Source organism: Thermophilibacter mediterraneus (assembly GCF_900119385.1).
Lineage (GTDB): Bacteria > Actinomycetota > Coriobacteriia > Coriobacteriales > Atopobiaceae > Thermophilibacter > Thermophilibacter mediterraneus.
In genome coordinates this window covers 62,337-85,177 of sequence record NZ_FPKO01000008.1, presented here as the reverse complement: position 1 = coordinate 85,177, position 22,841 = coordinate 62,337, and the positions used below count along the sequence as shown (strand labels likewise).

The 22,841-nt window shown below is 69.9% G+C and carries 20 protein-coding genes and 4 tRNA genes; 5 read left to right on the top strand and 19 right to left on the bottom strand.

All coding sequences use genetic code 11. The features are described 5' to 3' along the window. The first annotated feature begins 167 nt into the window (after positions 1-167). On the top strand, positions 168-1,988 hold the full coding sequence (locus tag BQ7106_RS02535) for an acyltransferase family protein (RefSeq protein ID WP_072370821.1): 1,821 nt from the start codon (positions 168-170) through the stop codon (positions 1,986-1,988). Positions 1,989-2,763: 775 nt separating this feature from the next. Here BQ7106_RS02535 and BQ7106_RS02530 read toward each other — a convergent pair. From BQ7106_RS02530 to BQ7106_RS10580, 5 genes are all read right to left on the bottom strand, one after another. Then, positions 2,764-3,042, bottom strand: a complete 279-nt coding sequence (locus tag BQ7106_RS02530; protein ID WP_240307410.1) for a hypothetical protein — start codon at positions 3,040-3,042, stop codon at positions 2,764-2,766. A 41-nt stretch (positions 3,043-3,083) separates the two neighbouring features. Further along, positions 3,084-3,401, bottom strand: a complete 318-nt coding sequence (locus BQ7106_RS02525; protein WP_072370815.1) for a type II toxin-antitoxin system RelB/DinJ family antitoxin — start codon at positions 3,399-3,401, stop codon at positions 3,084-3,086. 269 nt (positions 3,402-3,670) lie between these two features. Further along, positions 3,671-3,746 (bottom strand) — tRNA-Ala (locus BQ7106_RS02520). A gap of 3 nt (positions 3,747-3,749) precedes the next feature. Continuing rightward, a tRNA-Val gene (locus tag BQ7106_RS02515) sits at positions 3,750-3,824 on the bottom strand. A 200-nt stretch (positions 3,825-4,024) separates the two neighbouring features. After that, on the bottom strand, positions 4,025-4,975 hold the full coding sequence (locus BQ7106_RS10580) for an S-layer homology domain-containing protein (protein WP_083526850.1): 951 nt from the start codon (positions 4,973-4,975) through the stop codon (positions 4,025-4,027). 290 nt (positions 4,976-5,265) lie between these two features. Between BQ7106_RS10580 and BQ7106_RS02495 the strand changes: the two genes are divergently transcribed. Further along, positions 5,266-7,200 carry an amylosucrase gene (locus tag BQ7106_RS02495; protein WP_072370812.1) on the top strand — a complete coding sequence of 645 codons (1,935 nt, stop codon included), beginning with the start codon at positions 5,266-5,268 and terminating at the stop codon, positions 7,198-7,200. Between the two features lie 61 nt (positions 7,201-7,261). Here BQ7106_RS02495 and BQ7106_RS02490 read toward each other — a convergent pair whose 3' ends face one another. From BQ7106_RS02490 to BQ7106_RS02480, 3 genes are all read right to left on the bottom strand, one after another. Next, positions 7,262-7,927, bottom strand: coding sequence for a biosynthetic peptidoglycan transglycosylase (locus BQ7106_RS02490; protein ID WP_072370809.1), 666 nt, complete (start codon positions 7,925-7,927; stop codon positions 7,262-7,264). A 237-nt stretch (positions 7,928-8,164) separates the two neighbouring features. Next, positions 8,165-8,240: transfer RNA gene (locus tag BQ7106_RS02485), tRNA-Ile, on the bottom strand. A 43-nt stretch (positions 8,241-8,283) separates the two neighbouring features. Beyond that, positions 8,284-8,359 (bottom strand) — tRNA-Ala (locus BQ7106_RS02480). A 125-nt stretch (positions 8,360-8,484) separates the two neighbouring features. Here BQ7106_RS02480 and BQ7106_RS02475 point away from each other — a divergent pair. Then, entirely contained in the window at positions 8,485-9,117 is a 633-nt protein-coding gene (locus BQ7106_RS02475; protein ID WP_072370806.1) for a class I SAM-dependent methyltransferase, read from the top strand. Between the two features lie 325 nt (positions 9,118-9,442). Here the strand turns inward: BQ7106_RS02475 and BQ7106_RS02470 are convergent, their stop codons facing one another. From BQ7106_RS02470 to pyrH, 9 genes are all read right to left on the bottom strand, one after another. Next, positions 9,443-10,468 (bottom strand): alpha-hydroxy-acid oxidizing protein, encoded by a 1,026-nt coding sequence (locus tag BQ7106_RS02470; RefSeq protein ID WP_072370803.1) that lies wholly within the window; start codon positions 10,466-10,468, stop codon positions 9,443-9,445. Positions 10,469-10,538: 70 nt separating this feature from the next. Beyond that, positions 10,539-12,254, bottom strand: a complete 1,716-nt coding sequence (locus BQ7106_RS02465) for a proline--tRNA ligase (RefSeq protein WP_420855281.1) — start codon at positions 12,252-12,254, stop codon at positions 10,539-10,541. Positions 12,255-12,350: 96 nt separating this feature from the next. Further along, positions 12,351-13,430, bottom strand: a complete 1,080-nt coding sequence (gene ispG / locus BQ7106_RS02460; protein ID WP_072370800.1) for a flavodoxin-dependent (E)-4-hydroxy-3-methylbut-2-enyl-diphosphate synthase — start codon at positions 13,428-13,430, stop codon at positions 12,351-12,353. An 11-nt stretch (positions 13,431-13,441) separates the two neighbouring features. Continuing rightward, on the bottom strand, positions 13,442-14,824 hold the full coding sequence (locus tag BQ7106_RS02455) for a M50 family metallopeptidase (RefSeq protein WP_072370798.1): 1,383 nt from the start codon (positions 14,822-14,824) through the stop codon (positions 13,442-13,444). Next, entirely contained in the window at positions 14,821-16,020 is a 1,200-nt protein-coding gene (gene dxr / locus BQ7106_RS02450; protein ID WP_205407656.1) for a 1-deoxy-D-xylulose-5-phosphate reductoisomerase, read from the bottom strand. Before dxr ends, BQ7106_RS02455 begins: the two co-directional genes overlap by 4 nt. Further along, the gene (locus BQ7106_RS11130) at positions 16,017-16,967 is read right to left on the bottom strand and encodes a phosphatidate cytidylyltransferase (RefSeq protein ID WP_072370795.1); all 951 of its coding nucleotides are present in this window, start codon (positions 16,965-16,967) and stop codon (positions 16,017-16,019) included. Before BQ7106_RS11130 ends, dxr begins: the two co-directional genes overlap by 4 nt. Continuing rightward, positions 16,964-17,749 (bottom strand): isoprenyl transferase, encoded by a 786-nt coding sequence (locus tag BQ7106_RS02440; protein ID WP_072370792.1) that lies wholly within the window; start codon positions 17,747-17,749, stop codon positions 16,964-16,966. Before BQ7106_RS02440 ends, BQ7106_RS11130 begins: the two co-directional genes overlap by 4 nt. Then, complete coding sequence (frr, locus tag BQ7106_RS02435) at positions 17,749-18,294, bottom strand: ribosome recycling factor (protein WP_072370789.1); 546 nt, start codon at positions 18,292-18,294, stop codon at positions 17,749-17,751. The genes BQ7106_RS02440 and frr overlap by 1 nt, the downstream gene beginning before the upstream one ends. Positions 18,295-18,296: 2 nt before the next feature. Further along, positions 18,297-19,031, bottom strand: coding sequence for a UMP kinase (pyrH, locus tag BQ7106_RS02430; RefSeq protein WP_083526849.1), 735 nt, complete (start codon positions 19,029-19,031; stop codon positions 18,297-18,299). A gap of 192 nt (positions 19,032-19,223) precedes the next feature. Between pyrH and BQ7106_RS11230 the strand changes: the two genes are divergently transcribed. Together BQ7106_RS11230 and BQ7106_RS02420 are read left to right on the top strand one after the other, a co-directional pair. After that, positions 19,224-19,733, top strand: a complete 510-nt coding sequence (locus tag BQ7106_RS11230) for a helix-turn-helix domain-containing protein (RefSeq protein ID WP_072370045.1) — start codon at positions 19,224-19,226, stop codon at positions 19,731-19,733. Continuing rightward, entirely contained in the window at positions 19,682-20,593 is a 912-nt protein-coding gene (locus BQ7106_RS02420; protein WP_129583766.1) for an IS3 family transposase, read from the top strand. Before BQ7106_RS11230 ends, BQ7106_RS02420 begins: the two co-directional genes overlap by 52 nt. A gap of 77 nt (positions 20,594-20,670) precedes the next feature. Here the strand turns inward: BQ7106_RS02420 and tsf are convergent, their stop codons facing one another. Both tsf and rpsB read right to left on the bottom strand, forming a co-directional pair. Next, the gene (gene tsf, locus BQ7106_RS02415; protein ID WP_072370783.1) at positions 20,671-21,540 is read right to left on the bottom strand and encodes a translation elongation factor Ts; all 870 of its coding nucleotides are present in this window, start codon (positions 21,538-21,540) and stop codon (positions 20,671-20,673) included. A gap of 42 nt (positions 21,541-21,582) precedes the next feature. After that, complete coding sequence (rpsB, locus tag BQ7106_RS02410; protein WP_072370780.1) at positions 21,583-22,335, bottom strand: 30S ribosomal protein S2; 753 nt, start codon at positions 22,333-22,335, stop codon at positions 21,583-21,585. Positions 22,336-22,841 lie beyond the last annotated feature (506 nt).

Sequence of the window (22,841 nt, the reverse complement as noted above, 5' to 3'; positions counted from 1 at the left end):
CGCACGCTTCTCTACAGGCTCAACAGGGAAGGCACGCGCGATGCGTCCGGCGCTCGGGCTAGAATGGGGTCGGGCACGCCGGTCGCGGCTCGCCCGGCGGCCGCGGCGCGGTCGTTAGTCGAAGGACGCGTCGCCCCCCGGGGCGACGAACAAGGAAAGCGAGTTTCATGCCGAGCACGAGAAAGGTGGCCGCCCTCGACAGCCTGAGGGTCCTCGCCATCGCCGCCGTCGTCGCGTACCACGCCGACCCCATGCTGCTCCCGGGCGGCTACTTCGGGGTCACGGTGTTCTTCGTCCTGACGGGCTACCTCACCACGCTCTCGCTCGAGCGCCGCATCGCGCGCGACGGGGGCTCCGGGTACGGGCGCACCCTGCTGCGGAGGGTGGGCAGGATGCTCCCCTCGATGCTCGTGGTGGTGGGGGCCACGGCGGTCCTCTGCGCGCTCTTCGCGCCGTCGCTGCTTGGCAAGGTCAAGAGCGACGCGGTGCCCGCGCTGCTCTTCGTCGAGAACCTCGCCTACATCGTGCGCAACGTCTCCTACTTCGCGGCGGCGGGGCTCCCCTCCCCGCTCACGCACCTGTGGTTCGTGGGCGTGACCATGCAGTTCTATGTGGTGTGGCCGCTCGTGCTGCTCGCGCTCTCCCGCGTCGCGCGGAGCCGTCGGGCCGCGGTCGCCGTCACGCTCGGGCTCGCCGTCGCCTCCGCGGTGGCCATGGCGGTCCTCTACGACCCCACCGGGGACACCAACCGCATCTACTACGGGCCGGACACGCGCGCCGCGGAGCTGCTCGTGGGCGCCGCGCTCGCGCTCGCCACGCGCGGGCGCGGCCTGCGCGTGACGCTGCCCGTTCGCGGGGGCGAGGGCGGCGGCGAGCGGCGCGAGGCGCCCGCGTGGGCCTACGACGCCGCCGCGCTGCTCGCGCTCGGGGGGCTCGCCGTCATGGCGGTGACGCTCAACGGCTACTCCGACTTCGCGTACCGCGGCGGCATCTTCCTCGCCGCCCTGCTCACTGCCGTGGTCATCGGCGTCGTCTGCCGGCCGGGGGGCGGGGCCGTGTCCTCCGCGCTCTCCCTGCGGCCGCTCGCGACGGCCGGCCGGCGCGCGTTCGCGGTCTACCTCTGGCACTACCCCCTGCTGCTCGTGATGAACCCCGCGACGCGCACCACCGAGCTCCCGTGGTGGGGCTGGGCGCTCGAGCTCGCGGTCATCCTCGCCGTGTCCGAGGCCTCCTACCGCGTGCTCGAGCGCGGCGTCGGCGAGCCGGTGGCGCTCGGCCAGGCGCGGCCCGCGCTCGTCGCCGAGGCCGTCGCGCTCGTGGCGGTCGCCGTGGTGTCGATCGCCCCCGCGCCCGAGCCCCAGGGCGCTCCGACCGACGCCGAGACGCAGGTGCAGGCCTTCAACCCCGACGTCGAGGGCTACGACCTCTCGGGGACCTACCTCGCGGGGACCTCGTTCGCCGCGGCCGTCGACACGATCAACAGCCTGAGCTACCAGGTCAACGCCGAGACGGGGGCAACGGACGCCTCGGTGCTCGTGGTGGGCGACTCGGTGTCGCTCGGCGCGGCGGATCAGTTCGCGCGCGTCTTCCCCAACGGCTGGATCGACGCCGCGATCGGCCGGCAGCTCGGCGCGGGGCTCGACGCCTACCAGGGCTGCGTCGACGCCGGGCACGGCGCCGACGTCGTGGTCTTCGCGCTCGGGAACAACGGCGTGGCTCGCGAGGAGCAGGTCCGCGCGCTCATCGACGCCGCCGGGGCCGACAAGGAGGTCTACCTCGTGACCTGCCGCGTCCCGCAGGCCTACCAGGACATGAACAACCAGCTCTTCCGCGACGTGGCGGCCACCTACGACAACGTGCAGATCATCGACTGGTACGCCGAGAGCGCCGGGCACGACGACTACTTCTGGGACGACGGGACGCACCTGCGCCCCGAGGGCGCCGAGGCCTACGTCATGATGCTGCGCCGCGCGATCACCGGGCGGTAGCGCGCGGCTCGCGGGGTCGCGGTTCTTCTCGCTGGCGCCTCCCTGTCCCTCGCGCGCCGGGACGTTGGCGAGCGAGGCGCGCTCACGCGGCCCGAATGCCCCGTTTGTCAGGAAACCCCCGCGATTGGGTGGTCGCTCTCCCCCGAATGCCTCGTTTTGTCAGGAGGCCCCCGCGATTGGGTAGTCGCTCTCTCCCAAATGCCTCGTTTTGTCAGGAGGCCCCCGCGATTGGGTGGTCGTCCTCCCGGAGGAATGCGCTCCGCGGCGACGATGGCACCCAATCGTCCGGCAAACGTGTCAATCGGGGCCTCGTGGCAGGTCGCCGGGCCCGGGTCCCGGGTCGCCGCGTCGGACTTTCCCGGAACTCGGTACCCAACGATGGCCACTTTGCGGCGGTGGAGGCCGTTGCTGGAACGCGCTACCCAACGTCAGGGGTTTTGTGCCGGGCTCGCTGCCTGTCGGAGCGGCACGTCCCGTCAAGCGCTGGCTCGCCCCGACCCGAGGGGCTGTTTCGAAACGAGGCGCGCGAGGAGAGGCGACCAACGGGAGTCGCTGGCGAGCGCGCGGTGTCGGAAGGCGCGCCCCGGCCGCCCGCAAGGGCGGCGGGCCTCCAGGCACCGTGTCCGACGAGGCCGGAGCTCCGGCGTGCGCCGCCAGAAGCGCCAGTACGCCTCGCACGTGTCCATCCTCGGGGAGAGCTTCGCCCGGAGCATGCAGCGCAGGGGCTACCGCATCGGCAACAGAATCGCTGAGCAGTTCCTCAGCTCACGTGCTGTCAGGACCGAGAGCCGGGAATCGAGCGATGCGTGTACGCGCCAACCATGCGTATGACGCGCCTTCTCTCGCGCCTGAAGTAGACGACCAGCACATCATCATCGTGGATGTGGAACTCGAAGTGGCACCCGTCGTCGAACGGCGCTCTGCGGAGCGCGTGCTCACCCCAGCCGCTCTCCTCAATCCTGCCCTTCTCCGCAAGCTCCTCGATGGCCTCTCGGATAGTCCTCACGATGGCGACGTACTCCCCGCGGTCGTAGAACTCCCTGAGACGCGACACGCTTGCCCAGAAGTCGTCCGTGGCTCGTACCGTCCACCCGCTCACAGCGCGGCCTCGTCCTCGGTGAGCCCGAGGATCTCGAGCGCACTCTCGGGCAGCTCCCGAGCGTCGTAGGACTCGTCGGGAACGATGCCGTATTCCATCGCTTCGGCACGGAGCATGTCGAGGTGCGCCCGCTCCGCGAGTTCCGCAGACATGCGACCACTGGAGAAGAGGTCGTCGAAGGGGCTTCTCCCCTCGCGGGCGACCTGCGTTACCATCACGCGGACGGCCATGGCGGTCGTGAGTCCGGACCTAGCGAAGACCGCGTCCGCGTCACGCTTGACATCGTCGTCCACTGTTGTCTGTATGATGGCCATGCGATCACCGTCCTTGGGAACGCCTTGGAATTACAAGGGATAGTATACCCGTATTGCCAACCATGCTCCGCGCTCGCGCATGGGGAGAGGTCCGCCAGGTATTCGGAGACGAAGCGAACTGCCAATGGTCTTGCATACACGGATCCCTATCGGTCACAACTGGATCCGAGCCTGCGGCCCAAAGGATCATGAGCCCTCTGCACAAATAGTTTGCGCCCTGAGCCCCATACAAGAAAAGGCGGCGACCGAAGTCGCCGCCCACGAATTCATGGTGGAGATAAGGGGGTTCGAACCCCTGACCTCGTGACTGCCAGTCACGCGCTCTCCCAACTGAGCTATATCCCCGTATGGTGGGCGATGCTGGATTCGAACCAGCGACCCCTTCCGTGTGAAGGAAGTGCTCTACCCCTGAGCCAATCGCCCGCGCTTTTGCGCAAGGGGTATATTAGCAAATCCGACTCGAGTTGGCACGAGAAAAATCGCAAACCCGAACATGCTGTGGAGAAGCGGAGAACAGCGCAGCTACTGAGAGGTCTTCGCCGTCCCGACGGCGCGCGGGGCGGCCGGTCGACTCGCGCCGACGGGCCGCCCCTCGGGTTTCGACCCGCTTGGGTCACTCGTGGCTAATCGTCCCAGCGGTCGTCGTCATCGTCGTCGCGGTCGTCGTCCCAGTCGTCGTCATCGTCGCGATCGTCGTCCCAGTCGTCGTCGAACCGGTCGTCATCATCGTCGTCGAACCGGTCGTCATCATCGTCGTCAAACCGGTCGTCATCATCGTCGTCCCAGTCATCATCGTCAAACCGGTCATCATCGTCGTCGTCCCAGTCGTCATCGAACCGGTCGTCGTCCCAGGCCTGCGCCCAGCGATCGTCGTCGTCCCAGTCGTCGTCGCGGTCGTGGAAGTCGCCCTCCCAGTAGTCGTCGTCAAAGTGGACGCGGTCGTCGGTCGACTTGAGCATCGCCACGAACTCGACCCGCGAGCAGGTGCCGTTGCCGTTGAGCGAGCCCCCGTTGCCCATGACGCCGCTGCCCACGGCCCACGCGACCGAGCCCGACGCCCAGGAGGAGACGGACGATTTGTCCGCGTAGCCGCTGAGCACACTCGGGTTGACCGAGCGGGACTGCGCGACGACGCGCAGGACCTTGGCCGCCTGCTCGCGGGTGAGCGGGCTCCAGGGGTCAAAGGTGACGCTGCCGTCGGGGTTCCCGTAGCCCTTGAATATGCCCGTCTCGCACGCCCACGCGGCGGCGTTCGCCGCCCAGCCGAGCTCGTCGGCGTCCGCGAAGGTGGTACCGCCGCTCACGCGCGGCCTCCCGGCGAGCTTGTAGAGAATCTCGGCCGCGGTCCCGCGGTCCACGGGCCTGTCGGGGCCCCAGGTGTCGCCGTAGCCGTCGACCGCGCCCGTGCGCTCCGCCCAGTCGATGACCCCGCTTTTGACCGCCCAGTGGCTCGCGGACAGGTCCCTGTAGCCGGCATAGTCGGCGCGCGCCGTTACGGGTGCGATTGCGGCGGCAAAGGTCGCGGCGGCGAGGCCAGCGGCGATGGCGGATCGTACCCTGCTGAGTCTGCGCATGATCTTGTCTCCCTTTCGTACTCGTTGCGGACCATGGCGCTGAGTCTATCGGGAGCGACGCACGCGGGACGGCTCGTCGCGTAAGGTTTCTGTAAGCCATTTCAGGGTGTTGACGCATGGGGAGGAGCGCGCGCGGAACCGGTCGCTCGGGCGAGCCGGAACGGGATGAGGGAACGTTCCCACCCAATGTTCGCCCGCTCGCGGGGTTGCTCGTCTGCGCGAGGCGGCAGAAATCCTAGAATCATGCCGAAATGTGCAGATAATCTCGTGAACGGGAAGGAAATGTGCCGATGACCGATAAGAACGACAGGGCGGGGGTCCCCGCGAGCGGCGCGCGCGCCCGGCGCTCCCCCAGCCGCCAGCCCCTCGCCCGCTCGGCCGAGCGGGCCCGCGCCGACGCGATCTTCCTCGGTCGCCTTCGGCGCCACCACGACGAGCTCCGCTGGCTCTACATGGAGCTCTACGACAACGCCGACATGTTCGGCGAGCTCGTCGACCAGCTCAGGCGCTTCTACGACGAGCGCCCCGCGGCCCTGCGCGCCCTCGACGAGCGGCGCGAGCGCGCCGGGGCGTGGTACCGCGAGCGCGGACAGCTCGGCATGCAGATGTACATCGACAACTTCGCCGGAACCATCGCGGGCGTGGAGGGCCGCCTCGACTACCTCGAGCGCTGCGGCGTCACCTACGTCCACCTCATGCCGTTCCTCGACACGCCCACCGACCGCAGCCGCTCCGACGGCGGCTACGCGGTCTCGGACTTCCGCCGCGTCAAGCCGGGCCTCGGGACCATGGAGGACCTCGCCCGCCTCGCCGAGAGGTGCCACGAGCGCGGGATCAGCCTCTGCATGGACTTCGTCATGAACCACACCTCCGACGAGCACGAGTGGGCCCGCAGGGCGCGCGCCGGCGAGGGCGAGTACATGAGCCGCTACTTCTTCGAGTCCAGGCAGGACGTCATCGACCGCTACACCCGCGACGTCCCGCAGGTCTTCCCCACCACCGCTCCGGGGCACTTCACGTACCTGCCGGAGCTGGGCCAGCACGTCATGACGCAGTTCTACCCCTACCAGTGGGACCTCAACTACCGCAACCCCCGCGTGTTCAACGAGATGATGTACAACTTCCTGTTCCTGGCAAACCAGGGCATCGACGTCATGAGGCTCGACGCGGTCCCCTACATCTGGAAGCAGCTCGGCACCAACTGCCGCAACCTCCCGCAGGTGCACACCATCGTCCGCATGATGCGCATGATCTCCGAGGTCGTCTGCCCGGGCGTCGTGCTCCTGGGCGAGGTCGTCATGGCCCCCGTCGAGGTCGTTCCGTACTTCGGCACGGTCGAGAAGCCCGAGTGCCACATGCTCTACAACGTCACGACCATGGCGACCACGTGGAGCACCGTCGCCTGCCGCGACACGCGCCTGCTCCGCTCCCAGCTCGAGGCCGTCTGCGCCCTGCCGCGCGCCTACACCTTCCTCAACTACCTTCGCTGCCACGACGACATCGGATGGGGCCTCGACTACGCGACGCTCTCCGGCTGGGGCATGGAGGAGGTGCCGCACAAGCGCTACCTCAACGACTACTTCCAGGGCCTCGTGCCCGGGAGCACGAGCCGCGGCGAGCTCTACAACGCCGACCCGGTCACGGGCGACGCGCGCTTCTGCGCGACGACGGCGTCGATGTGCGGCGTCGAGGCGGCGGCGCTCGCGGGCGACGGCGCCGCCATGGACGTTGCGCTGCGCAAGGACGTCATGCTCCACGCCTACCTGCTCGCTCAGTCCGGGCTGCCGATCATCTACAGCGGCGACGAGCTCGCCCAGGTCAACGACTACTCCTACCGGGACGACCCCGAACGCGCGGACGACTCGCGCTACGTCCACCGCGGCCGCTTCGACTGGTCGCTCGTCGGGCGGGCCGACGACCCCGGGAGCGCCCAGGGCCGCATCTTCGGCGCGCTCGAGGAGCTCGAGGGCATCCGTCGCGACGAGGCCGTCTTCGATGCCGACGCCTCCGTGGAGATCGTGAACTACAGCGACCCGGCGATCCTCTGGATCCGCCGCAGCGCGGGCGGCAGGACGCTCGAGGCGGTCTTCAACTTCTCGGACGACGAGAAGAACCTCTGGATGCCGGCGCGCGCCCGCTTCACCGACCTCGTGTCGGGCGACGAGGGCGAGTTCGAGACCTTCTCCCTCCCCGCGTGGGACTTCCGCTGGTACCTGCGCGCGTAGGGCGTGCGACCCGCGGCCGTCGGGTGTTCCGGCGGCCGCCCGCGCCCCGCCTCTCAGCCCCTCAGCCCAGCCCGTACTTCTCCATCTGCCCCAGCACGAGCAGCGCGCGCTCGCGCGCGAGCTCGGGGTCGGCCGAGAGCACGCCGGGGGCGTTGGGGAGCCCTGCCATGAGGGCGCACTCGTCGCGGGTCATGTCGATCGGCTCCTTGCCGAGGTAGCCCCGGGCGGCCGGGCCGATGCCCGTGAGCCCGTCACCGAAGTAGGACGTGTTCACGTAGAGCTCGAGGATCTCCTCCTTCGAGTAGCGCCCCTCGAGGTCGACCGCCATGAACACCTCGGCGACCTTGCGCGAGAAGTCCTTGTCCTGCGAGAAGAACAGGTTCTTGGCGAGCTGCTGCGTGATGGTCGACCCGCCCTGCTCGAGGGAGAGCGTCGTGAGGTCGTGCCACGCGGCCCGGCAGATCGCGATGACGTCGAAGCCTGGGTGGTCGTAGAAGCGGTGGTCCTCGATGGCGACCACGGCGTCGAGGTAGGTCTGCGGCAGCTCCGCGAGCGTCACGTACCCCTCGCCCGCCCGCACCGCCTCGACGGTCTGCTCGATGGGCGCGCGCCCGAGCGCCTCGTGGTAGAGGCCGTAGCCCCTCAGCGTCACGATGCCCGCCGCGAGGGCGCCGACGGCAAGAAGGACGAGCAGGAGGCGCCTCAGCGCCCTCAGAACGACCCTCATGGCCCCTCGCCCCCTCTCCTCCTGCCGGGCGCGGCCGCCCGGCGACGGCGGTGCGTCGCTTTGTCTCATTGTACGGGGACCTCCGGCCGCGTGCCATGGGGCGCCCTTGTGGCGAGGTGACGTTTTCATAAGGTGCCGCTGCGGGGGCGCGCGACTATGTTTAGCGGAGCCCAGCGGGTGGCCACATAAAACGAAAGCAGGTCAGAGACGTTTATAGCCTCTGACCTGCGTCTTTTGTGGTGGGCCCTGAGGGATTCGAACCCCCAACCCAGGGATTATGAGTCCCCTGCGCTAACCGTTGCGCCAAGAGCCCGCTATGAAAAAGGCGGCGACCGAAGCCGCCGCCAGTGGTTACATGGTGGAGATAAGGGGGTTCGAACCCCTGACCTCGTGACTGCCAGTCACGCGCTCTCCCAACTGAGCTATATCCCCGTGAGTTGGTGCGAAGAGAATATTACCAGAGTGCGCGGAGCGGTCAACCCCCAATTTGAAAAAGTCTCCGCGATGCGGCGGGCTCGGGGCCGTACAATGCTGCAAGATTGACGGACGGAGGGCGCATGCTGGGCGAGAGAGACTTTGACGACTGGGCCGACCGCTACGACCAGAGCGTCGCGGCGTCCGACGCGGCGGGGGCGTACCCCTTCGCCGGCTACGAGCGCGTCATGGACAGCATCTTCTCGCGCGTGACGGCCCGTCGAGGCGCCCGCGTGCTCGACCTGGGCTTTGGGACGGCCATGCTCGCCTCTCGGCTCTATGACGCGGGCTGCGAGGTATCGGGCCAGGACTTCTCGACCCGCATGGTGGGCATCGCGCGCGAGAAGATGCCCCGGGCGCGCCTCGTGAGGGGCGACCTCGCCGACGGGCTCGCGCCGGAGCTCGCCGACGGCCCCTATGACGCCGTCGTGGCGACCTACTCCCTGCATCACCTCGACGACGCTCGCAAGTTCGCGCTGATTCGCGCGCTGCTCGGGCTGCTCTCCGAGGACGGGGTCGTGCTCGTGGGGGACGTGGCGTTCCGCACGCGCGCGGAGCTCGAGTCATGCCGCGCCGCCGCGGGCGACGCCTGGGACGAGGACGAGATCTACTTCGTGTTCGACGAGCTGAGCCGCGAGTTCCCTGCGGCGACCTTCGAGCGCGTGTCGCCCTGCGCCGGCATCATCGCGATCCCGCGGGGCCAGGCGCGCGCCTGACCTGCCGCTGCGCAGGGTTCGGGGGCGCCGCGCGGCGCGGGACGCGGCAGCAACTCGCCCGCGGGGGATACTCCCGAGAGGACTCCCCTCCCTCGGTGCTCCTCCTCGAGAGGACGCCCTCTCCCGCGGCATTAGCTACCGAGGACGCCCCCCTCCCGCACAATTTCGAAATTGTGCGGGAGGGGGGCGCCGGCGGACGAAGAAAGGCCAGATAAACGCCTCTCTCCGGACAAAGAATGCCTCCAATGCGCGCCGTCGGCCGCACAATTCCGGAATTGTGCGGCCCGCCGCCGTGCGCCCGGCGCCGCGCCCCCGGGCGCCCCCGCTAGCCCCAGATCATGTCGCGGGTGATGTCGCGCACCGTGGGCGCTCCGCACATCTCCATGGCGTCGGCGAGCCCGGAGCGGATCTCGTCGAGCAGGGCGCGCACGCCCTCCGCTCCCCCGCCGAAGGCGGCCACCACGAAGGGCCGGCACACCAGGCACGCGTCGGCGCCCAGCGCGAGCGCGCGGAAGACGTCGAGCCCGCTGCGGATGCCGCCGTCAACGAGCACGCAGACGTCGCCACCGACCGCGGCGGCGACCTCGGGCAGCACCTCGGCGGTGGCGGGCGTCCCGTCGAGCACGCGCCCGCCGTGGTTGGAGACCACGACCGCGTCGACGCCCACCCGGGCGGCGCGCTCGGCGGCGCGGGCGGTCATGACGCCCTTGAGCACGAACGGGACGCCCGCGTCGTGGCACCGCGCGGCGACCTCGCCCACCTGGGCCGCGGACTTGGCTCCCGCGGGGGGCTGCTGCCCGCGCAGGAAGGGCAGCCCCGCCGCGTCGATGTCCATGGCCACGGCCACCGGGCCGCAGGCGAGCGCCTCGTCGAGCTTGCGGGCGAGGGTCCGCTCGTCCCAGGGCTTCACCGTCGTCACGCCCGCGCCGCCGAGCTCCGCGATGACGTCGCACGCCTGGGTCATGATCGAGCCGTCGAGCCCGTCGCCGGTGAGCGCGATCGTGCCGGCGGAGGCGGCGGCCGAGAGCACGCACCGGTTGTACGAGACCGTGTCGTACTTCTCGCCGTAGTGGCGCTGGACGTCGCCGACGGGGCCCACCATCACCGGGAGCGAGAGGTCGCGCCCGAGCACCGTGGCCGAGGTGTCGGCCTCGAACGGGTCGTGCAGCGTGTCCATGCACACCCGCACGCCCTGCCAGGCCTCCCAGTTGCGCCGCGCGACGTGCCCCACGCCCTTGTCGCCCGGGCCGGGCATGACGCCCGAGCAGGCGCGCCCGTCGCAGACGGGGCAGGCGCGGCAGAAGGGACCGATCTGGCCGCGCGCGGCGGCGGCGAGCTCTGAGTAGGTCATGGTGCTCCTCTCGGTGGTGCCTCTTGATAGAAAGGTGCCCCGGGGCAGACGCCGCCGGGGCAGGGGCTGACTAGGCGCGCGCGGGCACCACGCGCTCGGCGAGCCAGGACGCGACCTCGTCCATCGGCACGTCAAGGCGCTCGCCCGTCTCGCGGACCTTGACCTCGGCCATGCCGGCAGCCACGCCGCGCTTGCCCAGGATGACCTGGTACGGGATGCCGATGAGGTCGGCGTCGGCGAACTTGACGCCGGGGCGCTCCTTGCGGTCGTCGAGAAGGACCTCGAGGTCCGCGGCGCCGAGCTCCTCTACCAGGCGCTCGGCAACGGGGGCGACCACGTCGTCGCCCACGGCAAGCGGCACGACCTCGACCTCGTAGGGGGCCACGCACACGGGCCAGCTGATGCCGTGCTCGTCGCTGTGCTGCTCCACCACGGCCGCCAGGGTGCGCGAGACGCCGATGCCGTAGCAGCCCATGAGGAACGGGCGCTCCGTGCCGTCCTCGTCGGCGAAGGTCGCCCCCATGGACTCGGAGTACTTGGTGCCGAGCTGGAAGACCTGGGAGATCTCGATGCCCCGGGCGCTCTTGAGGGCGGCGCCGCAGTGCGGGCAGGGGTCGCCGGCCTTCACGCTCACGAGGTCGGCCCACTCGTCCACCGTGAAGTCGCGGCCGGGGCGCGCGCCGGTGTAGTGGTAGTCGACCTCGTTGGCGCCGCAGGTCCAGCTCACGCTCTCGCGCAGGGACTCGTCGCAGACCAGGCGCACGCCCTGCGGGAGGCCGACGGGCCCGATGAAGCCCTTGAAGAGGCCCGCCTCCTCGAGCTCCTCGTCGCTCATGAGGTGATAGGCGCCGAAGAGGTGCTCGGCCTTGATCTCGTTGAGCTCGTGGTCGCCGGGCACGATGGCCACGACGCGCGTGCCGTCCTCGGCGACGAGCGCGAGCGACTTGCGGGTGCCGTTCTCGGGGAAGCCGAAGAACCCCGCGACGGCCTCGATCGACCCGAGGCCGGGCGTGTGGACCTTGGCGAGCTCGCCGTCGCCCGGCCCCTCGCTCACGGGGACGCGCGTCGCGGCGGCCTCGACGTCGGCCGCGAAGCCGCAGTCGCAGTAGACGAGCTCGGCCTCGCCGGACTCGGCGAGCGCCATGAACTCGACGGAGGTGTCGCCGCCGATCTGGCCGGAGTCGGCGACGACGGGGAGGGCGTAGATGCCGCAGCGCTCGGCGATCCTCGCGTAGGCGGCCTTCTCCTGCTCGTAGCACTCCTGGAGCGACTCCTGCGTCGCCGAGAAGCTGTAGGCGTCCTTCATGATGAACTCGCGTCCGCGCATGAGGCCGAAGCGCGGGCGCATCTCGTCGCGGAACTTGTCCTGGATCTGGTAGAGGGTGACCGGCAGCTGCTTGTAGGAGCGCAGCTCGTTCTTGACGAGGTCGGTGAAGGTCTCCTCGTGCGTGGGGCCGAGTGCGAACTCGCGCCCGTGGCGGTCGGCGATGCGCATGAGCTCGGGGCCGTAGGCGTCCCAGCGGCCCGACTCGTGCCAGAGCTCGGCGGGCGTGAGGATGGGGACCATCATCTCCTGGGCCCCGATGGCCTCCATCTCGTCGCGGATGACGGCCTCGATCTTGCGGATCGACCTCCATGCGAGCGGCAGGTAGCTGTAGAGGCCGGCGGCGGTCTTGCGGATCATGCCGGCGCGCAGGAGCAGCCGGTGGCTCGCGAGCTCGGCCTCGGCGGGGTCCTCCTTGAGCGTGGGGGCGTAGAGCTGGGACATCTTCTGGTAGCGCTTCACGTGCGTCTTCCTTCCGGTGGGATCGGTGCGACGCACACGATTCTACGCCAAGCCGGCGAGAAGGACGCGCGAGGCGCAGGCCCCCGCCCCTCGCGGCTACGAGAAGCGCCGGTCGATCTCGGCGAAGAGCTCGTCGACCGCGTCGGCCTCGTCGACGGTCCGGAGGCGCTCGCCGGCGGCGAACAGCACCGCCCTGCCGCGCCCGCCCGCGAGGCCGATGTCGGCGCCCCTGGCCTCGCCGGGGCCGTTCACCACGCAGCCCATGACGGCGACGGTGATGGGGGCCCGCACGCCGGCGAGCCGGCGCTCGACCTCGGCGGCGACGCCCATGAGGTCCCACTGGCAGCGCCCGCAGGTGGGGCAGCTCACGAGCTCGGGGCGCAGGCGCCTGAGGCCCACGGCCGAGAGCAGGTCCCACGCGACGTTGACCTCCTCGACCGGGTCGGCCGTGAGCGACAGGCGCATCGTGTCGCCGATGCCCTCCATGAGCAGGGTCCCGATCGCGGCGGCGTTCTTGACGGTCCCCTGCCGGGCCGTCCCGGCCTCGGTCACGCCGACGTGCAGCGGCACGTCGGGCAGCTCGCGCGAGAGCGCGCGGTTCACCTCAACGGTGGTGGGGACGCCGTGCGCCTTGGCGGAGAGCACGACGTCGAAAAAGCCGCGGTCGCGGAAGTGCTCGACGAAGGCCGTCGCCGAGCCCACGAGCTTCTCGACGTGGGTGAGGTCCTCCCGCTCGGCGAAGGCGGGGTCGAGCGAGCCGGCGTTGACGCCGATCCGGATGGGGACGCCCGCGGCGCCCGCCTCGTCGATGACCGCGTCGACGCGCGCCCAGTCCCCGATGTTGCCGGGGTTCACGCGCAGCGCCGCGGCTCCGCGGCGGCACGCCTCGATGGCGAGGCGGTGGTCGAAGTGGATGTCCGCCACGACGGGCAGGGGCGAGGCCTCGCAGACGGCCCCGAACCCGTCGAGCGCCGCGGCGTCGGGCACCGCGACGCGCACGATCTCGCAGCCCGCCTCGGCGAGGGAGCGGATCTGCGCGAGCGTCGAGGCGGCGTCGGCCGTGTCGGTCGTGCACATGGACTGCACCGAGACCGGGGCGCCGCCCCCCACCACGACGTCCCCGACGCGCACGGGACGGGTCAGCTCGCGCGGCGCCCGCGCGTTCTTCTCGCTCATGTGGCCCCCTCTCAGAACACGAATCGGACGATGTCGTTTCTCAGGACGACGACGAACACGAAGAGGATGAACGCGAGCCCGAGGTAGTTGAGCGCGGTCTGGGCGCGCTCCCCGAGCGGTCGCCTGATGACGAGCTGGATGACCTCGATCAAGATCTTTCCGCCGTCGAAGGGCGGGATGGGCAGCAGGTTCATGAAGCCGAGCGACATCGAGACGGCGGCGACGACCACCATGAGCGAGAAGGGGCCGTCGGAGGCGGCCTGCGAGGCCATGGCCGAGATGCCCACGATCGAGCTCGACTGGTCGAGCACCTCCATGGTGTGCGCCGGCTGGATGAGCTGCGACACGTAGGTCGCCGCCCGGACGGTGTAGGAGACGGTGGCCCGCACGGCCTGGGGAAGCGTGAGGTGGTAGGAGACCACGACCGGGAGCAGCCCGGCGTCCTCGGTCGCCTCTCCGTCGGGAAGGTCGAGAAGGACGGTGCGCTCGGCGCCTTCGCGCTCGCAGGTGAGCTCGACGTCGGTCCCGGACGAGAGGTGGGGCGCGAGTGCCTCGGCGAGCTCGTCCCAGGTCTCGACCGACGTGTCCCCGACGCGCGTGATCGTGTCCCCCTCCTCGACCCCCGCCGCCGCGGCGACCGAGCCCTGCGCCACCGACCCGACGGTGCTCACGTTGGGCGAGTAGCGGTACTCCTGCACGAGGTACGCCGCGGTGACGAGCACGAAGGCGAGCGCGACGTTGACGAGCGGGCCGGCGACGAGCATGGCGACGCGCCTGAGGAACCCGACGCCGAGGTAGGTGTGGGAGCGCTCGAGCTCGAGGAACTCCCCGGCGCTCATGCCGAGCGGGTGCGGCTGCCCGGCGGCGGTCGAGCCGGGCGTCGAGAAGTCGTGGCCGCGGTCGTACTCGGTGCGATGGGCCCCGTCGCGGGCGAGGGTCTCGAAGGCCGCCGGGTAGGTGCCCTGGTCGGGGCGCTCGCCGAGCTCGGGGTCGTAGTAGGGTCGTATGGAGGCCCAGTCGCTCAGGGTCGCGAGCAGCCGGTAGGTGCGGTCCCCGCCCACGTTGAGCTCGCGACCGACGTCGGCCGCGCTGACGCGCCCCTCTCGCATGACGATGGCGAGGGCGTCGGAGAGCAGCTCGTCGCTCGCGCCCTCCATGCCGCAGATGCGCGTGTAGCCGCCGAGCAGGATCGGGGTGACCCCGAACTCCGTGCCGACCGAGCGGCTCCTGCGGGAGAGCCTGAGGCGGCAGGGCAGCCCGAGGAAGAACTCCGTCGCGCGCACGTTGAAGGCACGGGCGGCGAGGTAGTGGCCCCCCTCGTGGAGAAAGACGAGGAGCGACAGGACGATGACGCCCCAGAACAGGGCGGAGAGGATGCCGAGGGCGGTGCTCAACGAACGACCTCCATGAGAGTGGCGCGGGCGAGCTCGCGGGCGCGCGCGTCGACCTCGTCGAGCTGTGCCACAGAATCTACCCGCTCGACGGCGGTGCGCTCCATGACGCGCGCGACGACGCGCTCGATGTCAAGAAAGCCGCACAACCCTTGGCGGAACGCCTCGTTGGCGACCTCGTTGGCGGCGTTCATGGCGCAGGGGAGCGTGCCGCCCGCCCTCCCCGCCTCGCGCGCGAGCGCGAGGCACCCGAAGGTCCCCTCGTCGGCCTCGCCGAAGGTGAGGGGGTCCTCAGCGCACCAGTCCACGCGGCGGGCGCTCGCCTCCCAGCGCTCGGGGTAGCTCAGCGCGTACTGGATGGGGCCGCGCATGTCGGAGCTCCCGAGCTGAGCCTTGACGGTCCCGTCGACGAACTCGACCATGGAGTGGATCTTGCTCTGCGGGTGCACGAGGACCCGGATGTCGTCGACGGGGCGCTGGAAGAGGTGGTGGGCCTCGATGACCTCGAGGCCCTTGTTCATGAGCGTGGCGCTGTCGATGGTGATCTTGGCCCCCATGGACCAGGTGGGGTGCGCGAGGGCCCGCTCGGCGCTGACGTCGGCGAGCTCGTCGCGGCGGCGACCGTAGAAGGGCCCGCCCGAGCAGGTGAGCCAGATGCGCGCGACGTCCTCGGGCCGCTCCCCCACGAGGCACTGGTAGATGGCGCTGTGCTCGGAGTCGACGGGCAGCAGGCGCCCGGGCCGCGCGAGCGGCATCATGAGGTCGCCGCCGCAGACGATGGACTCCTTGTTGGCGTACGCGAGCGACTTGCCGGCGGCGAGCGCCGCGAAGCCCGCGTGGATGCCGGCGAAGCCGACGAGGGCGTTGACCACCATGTCGACGTCGTCGAGCTCGGCGAGCCCGGTGACGGCCTCGGGGCCGAACGCGAGCTCGCAGCCGTCGGGCAGCTCGGAGAGAACGGGGTCCGAGGAGCGGGTCGCGTCGGCGACGGCGACGTGCGCGGGGCGGAACTCGCGCGCCGCGTCGACGAGGGCGCGCGTGGACGCGTTCACCGAGAGCGCGACCACGCGGACCTTGTCGGCGTGGCGCCGGCAGACGTCGAGCGTCTGCCGGCCGATGGAGCCCGAGCAGCCGAGAACGGCCACGCGCAGCGGCCGCTGCGCGGCGCGACGCGGGGCGAGGTCTTCGAATATCGTCACAGGATGCCCCCAAAGCGAAGAAGGAAGAAGGCCGCCATGCCCCCGAAGAGCATGGAGTCGCTGCGGTCGAGCAGCCCGCCGTGCCCGGGGATGAGGTTCCCCGAGTCCTTGACCCCGGCGCCGCGCTTGATGCGCGACTCGAAGAGGTCGCCGAAGACCGACGCGACGCCGACGACGAGCCCGCACGCCACGGCGAGCGCCATGTCGAGCTCCGGGACGAGGAAGGCGGAGACGAGCGCCCAGACGGCGACCGAGCCGGCGATGCCGCCCACGAAGCCCTCGACGCTCTTGCTCGGCGAGATCCGCGGGGCGAGCTTGTGGGCGCCGATGGCGGAGCCGACGAAGTACGCCATGGCGTCGTTGCCCCAGATCGAGAGCATGACGCCGAGGGCGAGGAGCGCCCCGGCGGGGCCGTGGTCGTACATGCGGATGAGGACGATGCTCGAGAACGCGAGCGAGGTGTAGAGCGGCCCGAAGGCGGTGACCGCAACGTCCGCGATGCTCGCGCGCGGCGTGAGGACGTACCAGACGGCGCATGCCATGAGCAGCACGAAGATGACGAGCGTCAGGGCGAGGAGGCCGTTTGCGTAAGCCGCGAGCGGGAACAGGAGCGCGGCGGCGAGGCCGAACGCGTCGTTGGGGGTTCGGCCCCCCATCCGGCAGATGCGGAAGAACTCGGAGCAGCACAGCCACGCCTCGGCGGCGATGAGCACGGTCGTGGTGAGCGGGCCGATGAACAGGCACGCGAGCGTGACCACGGCGTAGATGGCGCCCGAGGTGCTTCTCGTCAGGAGCTTCTCGGCGGAGCTGCGCGCCCGCTGGCCCTTGAGGTCGCCCGCGGCCCTCGCGTCCTCCTTGGAGGCTCGACGGTCCTCGAGCCGGTCGATCTGGCGGTCGAGCCCCGAGGGCCTGTCGTCGCGCCCCTGCGCGCGCCTGCGCCCACTCATGAGCCGACCACTCCCCCGAAGCGCCTCGAGCGGCCCTGGAAGGCCGCGACGGCGCGGAGGAACTCCCAGCGGTCGAAGTCGGGCCAGAGGGTGTCCGTCACGTAGAACTCGGTGTAGGCGAGCTGCCAGAGCAGGTAGTTGGAGAGCCTGAGCTCGCCGGAGGTCCGGATGAGGAGGTCGGGGTCGGGCAGGCCCGCGGTGTAGAGCCGCGCGCCGATGGCGCCCTCGTCCACGTCATCGGGCGCGAGGCGGCCGGCGGCGACGTCACGGGCGAGCTCGCGGGCGGCCCGCGCGATCTCGGCCCTCGAGCCGTAGTTGACGGCGAGGGCGAAGGTCATGCCGGTGTGGTCGGCGGTCTCGTCGAGCCCCTGGTGGAAGACGCGCGCCGTGCGGTCGGGCAGGGCGTCGATGTCGCCGAGGAAGCGCAGGCGCACGTTCTCCTGGTGGAAGAGCGGCAGCTCCTTGACGAGCGTCGTCGCGAAGAGGTGCATGAGGAGGTCGACCTCGCGCTGGGGCCTGCGCCAGTTCTCGGTCGAGAACGCGTAGACGGAGAGGACGTCGAGGCCGAGGCGCACGCTCGTCGTCACGGCCTCCCTGAGGGAGTCGACGCCGGCCACGTGACCGCGCGAGCGATCGAGCCCGCGCGCCGTGGCCCAGCGGCCGTTGCCGTCCATGATGATCGAGACGTGCGACGGGATGCGCCCGAGGTCGACGTCGTCGAGCGAGATGTCCTGCGGTGGGTCCGCGTAGTAGGCGCGGAGCTTCTGTGGGTCGAGGCGCACTAGATCTCCATCACCTCGGCGGTCTTTGCCTTGAGCAGCTCGTCGACCTTGGCGACGTAGGTGTCGGTCAGCTTCTGGATGCGCTTCTTCTCGCGGGTCTGCTCGTCCTCGGAGAGCTCCTCGTCGCGCTCGATGCGCGCGTTGGCGTCGCGGCGCGCGTTGCGGACGGCGACGCGGGAGTCCTCGGCCATCTGGCTGCACTCCTTGGCGAGCTCGCGCCTGCGCTCCTCCGTGGGGCGCGGGAACGGCAGGCGGATGCAGACGCCGTCGTTGGAGGGGGTGATGCCGAGGTCGGAGCTCTCGATGGCCTTCTCGATGGCGCGCAGGGAGGACTTGTCCCACGGCTCGACGACGAGCATGGAGGCCTCGGGCACCTTCACGCCGGCGAGCTGGGTGACGGGCGTCGGCTGGCCGTAGTAGTCGACCTTGATGGAGTCGAGGACGTGCGGGTTGGCACGGCCCGTGCGCACGCGCGCGAAGTTGGCCTTCAGCGCCTCGATGCACTTGTCCATGGACTTCTCTGCGCGGTCGGTGTGCTGGCTCATGTCTAGTCCTCCTCGACGACGGTGGTTCCTACGTGCTCCCCGCAGACGGCGCGCATGAAGACGCCCGGCTGCTTGATGTCAAAGACCATGATCGGCATGTGGTTGTCGTGGCAGAGCGCCGTCGCGGTGGCGTCCATGACCTTGAGGTCGCGGCTCAGCACCTCGCGATAGCTGACGGTGTCGAAGCGAGTCGCCGTGGGGCAGGTCCTCGGGTCGGCGTCGTAGATGCCGTCGACGTTGGTGGCCTTCATGAGGACCTCGGCGTTGATCTCGCACGCGCGCAGCGCGGCGGCGGTGTCGGTGGTGAAGTAGGGGTTGCCGGTGCCGGCGGCGTAGATGGTGATCCGGCCCTTCTCGAGGTGCCTGATCGCGCGGCGGCGGATGTAGGGCTCGGCGATCTGGCGCATCTCGATGGCGCTCATGACGCGGCAGTCCATGCCGTTGCGTTCGAAGCAGTCCTGGAGCGAGAGCGAGTTGATGACCGTGGCGAGCATGCCCATGTTGTCGCCCTGGGCCCGGTCCATGCCCGCGGCGGCGCCGGAGAGCCCGCGGAAGATGTTCCCGCCGCCCACGACGATCGCCACCTGGACGCCCGCCTCCCAGACGGGCTTGATCTCCTCGGCGAGCCTCTGGGGCACGGCGGGGTCGATGCCGTAGTCCTGCTCCCCCATCAGGGCCTCGCCCGAGAGCTTGAGCAGGACGCGTTTGTAGGTGATGGTGCTGTTTGTGTCAGACAAGCCGACCTCCGCTCCTCGGTGTTCGCTCACGTGATTCTATCAGACGGCGGGCACGGGGGCGCGCCGGTTTGCGCGAGCGGCACGCGTCCGCCACGAGCGGGCGCGAGACAGAAGCGGCCCCGCCACTCGCATGTGAACTGCCTCCCATTTCTTGGACTGAAAAGTAAAGTCCGAGGGATGGGAGGCTTTCTCATGTCGACCGACCAGCGCTTGAGGCACGACACGTCGCTCAGGGGGCGCGCCGCGGACCTCTTCGCGAGGGGGCTGGGGAGGGCGGCCGTTGCCGGCCTCCTCGGCGTCCCCGAGGAGGCCGTGAGAAAATGGCAGTACACCTACCGGGCCGCGGGAAGGGACGGGCTGCTGAGGATGGGCGCGGGCAAGGCGAGGTACGACTACGAGACGAAGGTCGCCGCGGCGAGCGCCGTGGTCGACGGCGGGATGTCCAAGCCCGAGGCGATGGAGCGCTTCGGGGTGGCGAGCCTGTCGCCGCTGAAGGAGTGGTGCCGGCTCTACCGCGCGGGCGGCGCGGAGGCCCTGCGGCCCAGGCCCAGGGGCAGGCCGCGCAAGGCTCCCGGCGCCCCGGCGACGCGCGAGGAGGAGCTCGAGCGCGAGGTCCGCAGGCTCGAGGCGCAGGTGGCGTACCTAAAAAAATCGATAGCCCTGAAGGCGGAGCTGCGCTCCCGAGGCGGGAGAAGGCCCTAGCGGTCGCCGAGCTTTCAGGGCTGGGGCACGACCTGGCCGACCTGCTGGGGGCCGCCGGCCTCGCCAGGTCCACATACTATTACGCGCTCGCGCACCCCAAGGGCCCGACCAGGCCCGAGCTCCGGCCGCGCGTCGCCGAGATCTTCGGGAGGCTCCCGAACGGCGTCGGGCACCGCCAGGTCGCCATGGAGCTGCGCGCCGTGGACGGCGCCCGCATAGCCGACAAGACCGTCCTCAAGATGATGCGCGAGATGGGCCTGCGCTGCGGCATCCGCCGCGAGACCGACTACCACAGGTACAACTCCTACAGGGGCGTCGTCGGCGAGGTGTTCGAGAACGTGCTCGGGCGCGACTTCGAGGCGGACGGCCCGTGGCAGAAGATGGGGACGGACGTCACCGAGTTCAGGCTCTCCTTCGGCAAGGCCTACCTCGCGCCGGTGTACGACTTCGGGAGCAAGGAGATCGTGGCGCACTCGATCTCGGAGCACCCCGACCTCGAGCAGCAGCGCGAGATGCTCTCCATGCTCGCGGAGGCCAAGCCCGCGTGGGCCAGCCCGGTCATGCAGACGGACATGGGCTGGCAGTACCAGCACGCCGAGTTCGTCGCCGCGCTCGAGGGGATGGGGATCGTCCAGAGCATGTCGCGCAAGGGCAACTGCATCGACAACGGCGCCACCGAGCAGGTGTTCGGACACATCAAGGACGAGTTCCTCCGCGGGCGCGACTGGGACACGTTCGAGGGGTTCAAGGCGGACCTCGAGGCCTACATCCATCACTGGAACCACGTGAGGCGCCAGGTCAGGCTGAAGGGCCTGACCCCGGTGGAGTTCCGGGAGCAGGCCCTTCGCGACGCCGCATAGCGGCTATTATTTATGCGTCCAAGTTTTGGGGCGCAGTTCAATGAGTGACGGGGCCGCGCGATGACGATCTATGAGCGCTACTCGCCGAAGGCGAAGCGGATGAAGCTCATGACCTCGACTTCGTCGCCGAGGGACTTGCCCACGTTCTTGGCGAGCTGGCCGATGGTGAGGGAGCTGTCCTTGACGAACTCCTGCTCGGTGAGGACGGCCTCCTTGAAGTACTTCTCGAGGCGGCCCTGGGCCATCTTCTCCTGGATGGCCTCAGGCTTGCCGGACTCGGCGGCCTGAGCCTTGTAGATGGCGAGCTCGTGCTCGATGACGTCGGCGGGGACGTCATCGCGGCGGGCGGCGACCGGCGCGGCGGCGGCGACCTGCATGGCCACGTCGTGGGCGAAGGTCTTGAACTCGTCCGCGGAGGCGGTCTCGGCCTTGCCGAGCTTGAAGGTCACGATGTCGGCGAGCTTGCCGCCCAGGTGGACGTAGCTGCCGAGGGCGCCGTCGTCGGCAGTGACGCGCTGGAAGCGGGCGATCTTCATGTTCTCGCCGATGACGTGGATCATCTCGGTGAGCTCGGCCTCGACGGTGGACTCGCCCATCGGGCAGGCCTTGAGGGCGTCGACGTCGGCCGGGTCGTTCTCGGCGACGACCTTGGCGAGCTCGAGGGCGAAGCCGGTGAACTTGGGGTTGGTGCCCACGAAGTCGGTCTCGCAGGTGAGCTCGAGGATGGCGCCGAGCTTGGAGTCCTCGGAGACGTAGGTGGCGATGGTGCCCTCGTTGGTGTCGCGGCCGGCGCGCTTGACGGCCTTGGCGACGCCCATGGTGCGCAGGATGTCGACGGCCTTCTCGATGTCGCCGTCAGCCTCGACGAGGGCCTTCTTGCACTCCATCATCGGGGAGTCGGTCATCTCGCGGAGCTGCTTGACCAGAGCGGCGGTAACCTGAGCCATGTGTGTTCTCCTCTGTCCTTGGACGATTGTCTGATGCGGATGCTACTCGGCAGCGGGGGCCTCGACGACGGCCTCGGTGGAGCCGGCCTCCATCTCGGCGGCCGTGATCTGCTCCTTGCCGGAGCCGGCGAGCACGGCGTCGGCGGCGAGCTCGCACATGAGCGAGACGGAGCGGATGGCGTCATCGTTGGCGGGGATGCCGTAGTCGATGACGTCGGGGTCGGAGTTGGTGTCGAGCAGGCTCACGACGGGGATGTGCAGGCGGTTGGCCTCGCGGACCGCGATCTCCTCGCGCTTGGAGTCGACGACGAAGATGGCCTGCGGGAGGGCGGTCATGGTGCGGGCGCCGCCGAGGTTGGCCTGGAGCTTGCCGAGCTCCTTGGTCAGCACGGCCTGCTCCTTCTTGGGGAGCAGCGACATGCGGCCGTCCTCGACCATGGCCTCGAGCTCCTCCATGCGCTGGATGCGGGAGCGGATGGTCACGAAGTTGGTGAGCATGCCGCCGAGCCAGCGCTGGTTGATGTAGGGCATGCCGCAGCGCTCGGCCTGGGCGGCGATGGGCTCCTGGGCCTGCTTCTTGGTGCCGACGAACAGGACCGTGCCGCCCTTGGCAGCGGTCTCCTTGAGGAAGGTGTAGGCCTTGTCGGCGCCGAGCATGGTCTGCTTGAGGTCGAGGATGTAGATGCCGTTGCGCTCGCCGAAGATGTAGGACTTCATCTTGGGGTTCCAGCGGCGCGTCTGGTGGCCGTAGTGGCAGCCGGCATCGAGCAGGGTCTGGATGGTAATCTTAGCCATGGTAACCTCCTGTGGTTGTTCCTCCGCGCGATGTCATCCCCGAGACGCCACCCGGGACCTGGCTTGGAGCCCCGGGCACCACGGCGGGCGGGTCGTCGCGCGTGCGAGATGGTGCCGCGCTGGTACGCGACATGCCGTGCCTCTGCACAGCAGGTTTGCAGTATAGACGCTCCGCCGCCCCTTGTCGAGTGGTTCACGAGGGGTTCACGAGGCGCCCCCTCCCCTCGCGCGCGGGTGCGCCCGGGTCATCTGTCGAGAAGTACTAGTCCAGACACGTGCTGGTTGCGGACGGTTGGGGGCTGAGAAACGACCGGAACCAGCACGTGGCCCAACTGCGTGCGGGTTGCGGACGGTTGGGGGCTGAGAAACGACCGGAACCAGCACGTGGCCCAACTGCGTGCGGGTTGCGGACGGTTGGGGGCTGAATAGTGACCGGAACCAGCACGTAGTCCAGACGCGTGCGGGTTGCAGACGCGGCGGGGCCGGGCGGAGGAGTCGGCGCCCTC

What these genes read in the sequence shown, in the direction of transcription:
- tsf (WP_072370783.1), bottom strand. Translation starts at nt 21,540, where the DNA reads ATGGCTCAGGTTACCGCCGCTCTGGTCAAGCAGCTCCGCGAGATGACC.
- BQ7106_RS11230 (WP_072370045.1), top strand. Translation starts at nt 19,224, where the DNA reads ATGTCGACCGACCAGCGCTTGAGGCACGACACGTCGCTCAGGGGGCGC.
- BQ7106_RS02495 (WP_072370812.1), top strand. Translation starts at nt 5,266, where the DNA reads ATGACCGATAAGAACGACAGGGCGGGGGTCCCCGCGAGCGGCGCGCGC.
- BQ7106_RS02470 (WP_072370803.1), bottom strand. Translation starts at nt 10,468, where the DNA reads ATGACCTACTCAGAGCTCGCCGCCGCCGCGCGCGGCCAGATCGGTCCC.
- BQ7106_RS02525 (WP_072370815.1), bottom strand. Translation starts at nt 3,401, where the DNA reads ATGGCCATCATACAGACAACAGTGGACGACGATGTCAAGCGTGACGCG.
- BQ7106_RS02490 (WP_072370809.1), bottom strand. Translation starts at nt 7,927, where the DNA reads ATGAGGGTCGTTCTGAGGGCGCTGAGGCGCCTCCTGCTCGTCCTTCTT.
- BQ7106_RS02535 (WP_072370821.1), top strand. Translation starts at nt 168, where the DNA reads ATGCCGAGCACGAGAAAGGTGGCCGCCCTCGACAGCCTGAGGGTCCTC.
- rpsB (WP_072370780.1), bottom strand. Translation starts at nt 22,335, where the DNA reads ATGGCTAAGATTACCATCCAGACCCTGCTCGATGCCGGCTGCCACTAC.
- BQ7106_RS11130 (WP_072370795.1), bottom strand. Translation starts at nt 16,967, where the DNA reads ATGAGTGGGCGCAGGCGCGCGCAGGGGCGCGACGACAGGCCCTCGGGG.
- BQ7106_RS10580 (WP_083526850.1), bottom strand. Translation starts at nt 4,975, where the DNA reads ATGCGCAGACTCAGCAGGGTACGATCCGCCATCGCCGCTGGCCTCGCC.
- BQ7106_RS02475 (WP_072370806.1), top strand. Translation starts at nt 8,485, where the DNA reads ATGCTGGGCGAGAGAGACTTTGACGACTGGGCCGACCGCTACGACCAG.
- frr (WP_072370789.1), bottom strand. Translation starts at nt 18,294, where the DNA reads ATGAGCCAGCACACCGACCGCGCAGAGAAGTCCATGGACAAGTGCATC.
- ispG (WP_072370800.1), bottom strand. Translation starts at nt 13,430, where the DNA reads ATGAGCGAGAAGAACGCGCGGGCGCCGCGCGAGCTGACCCGTCCCGTG.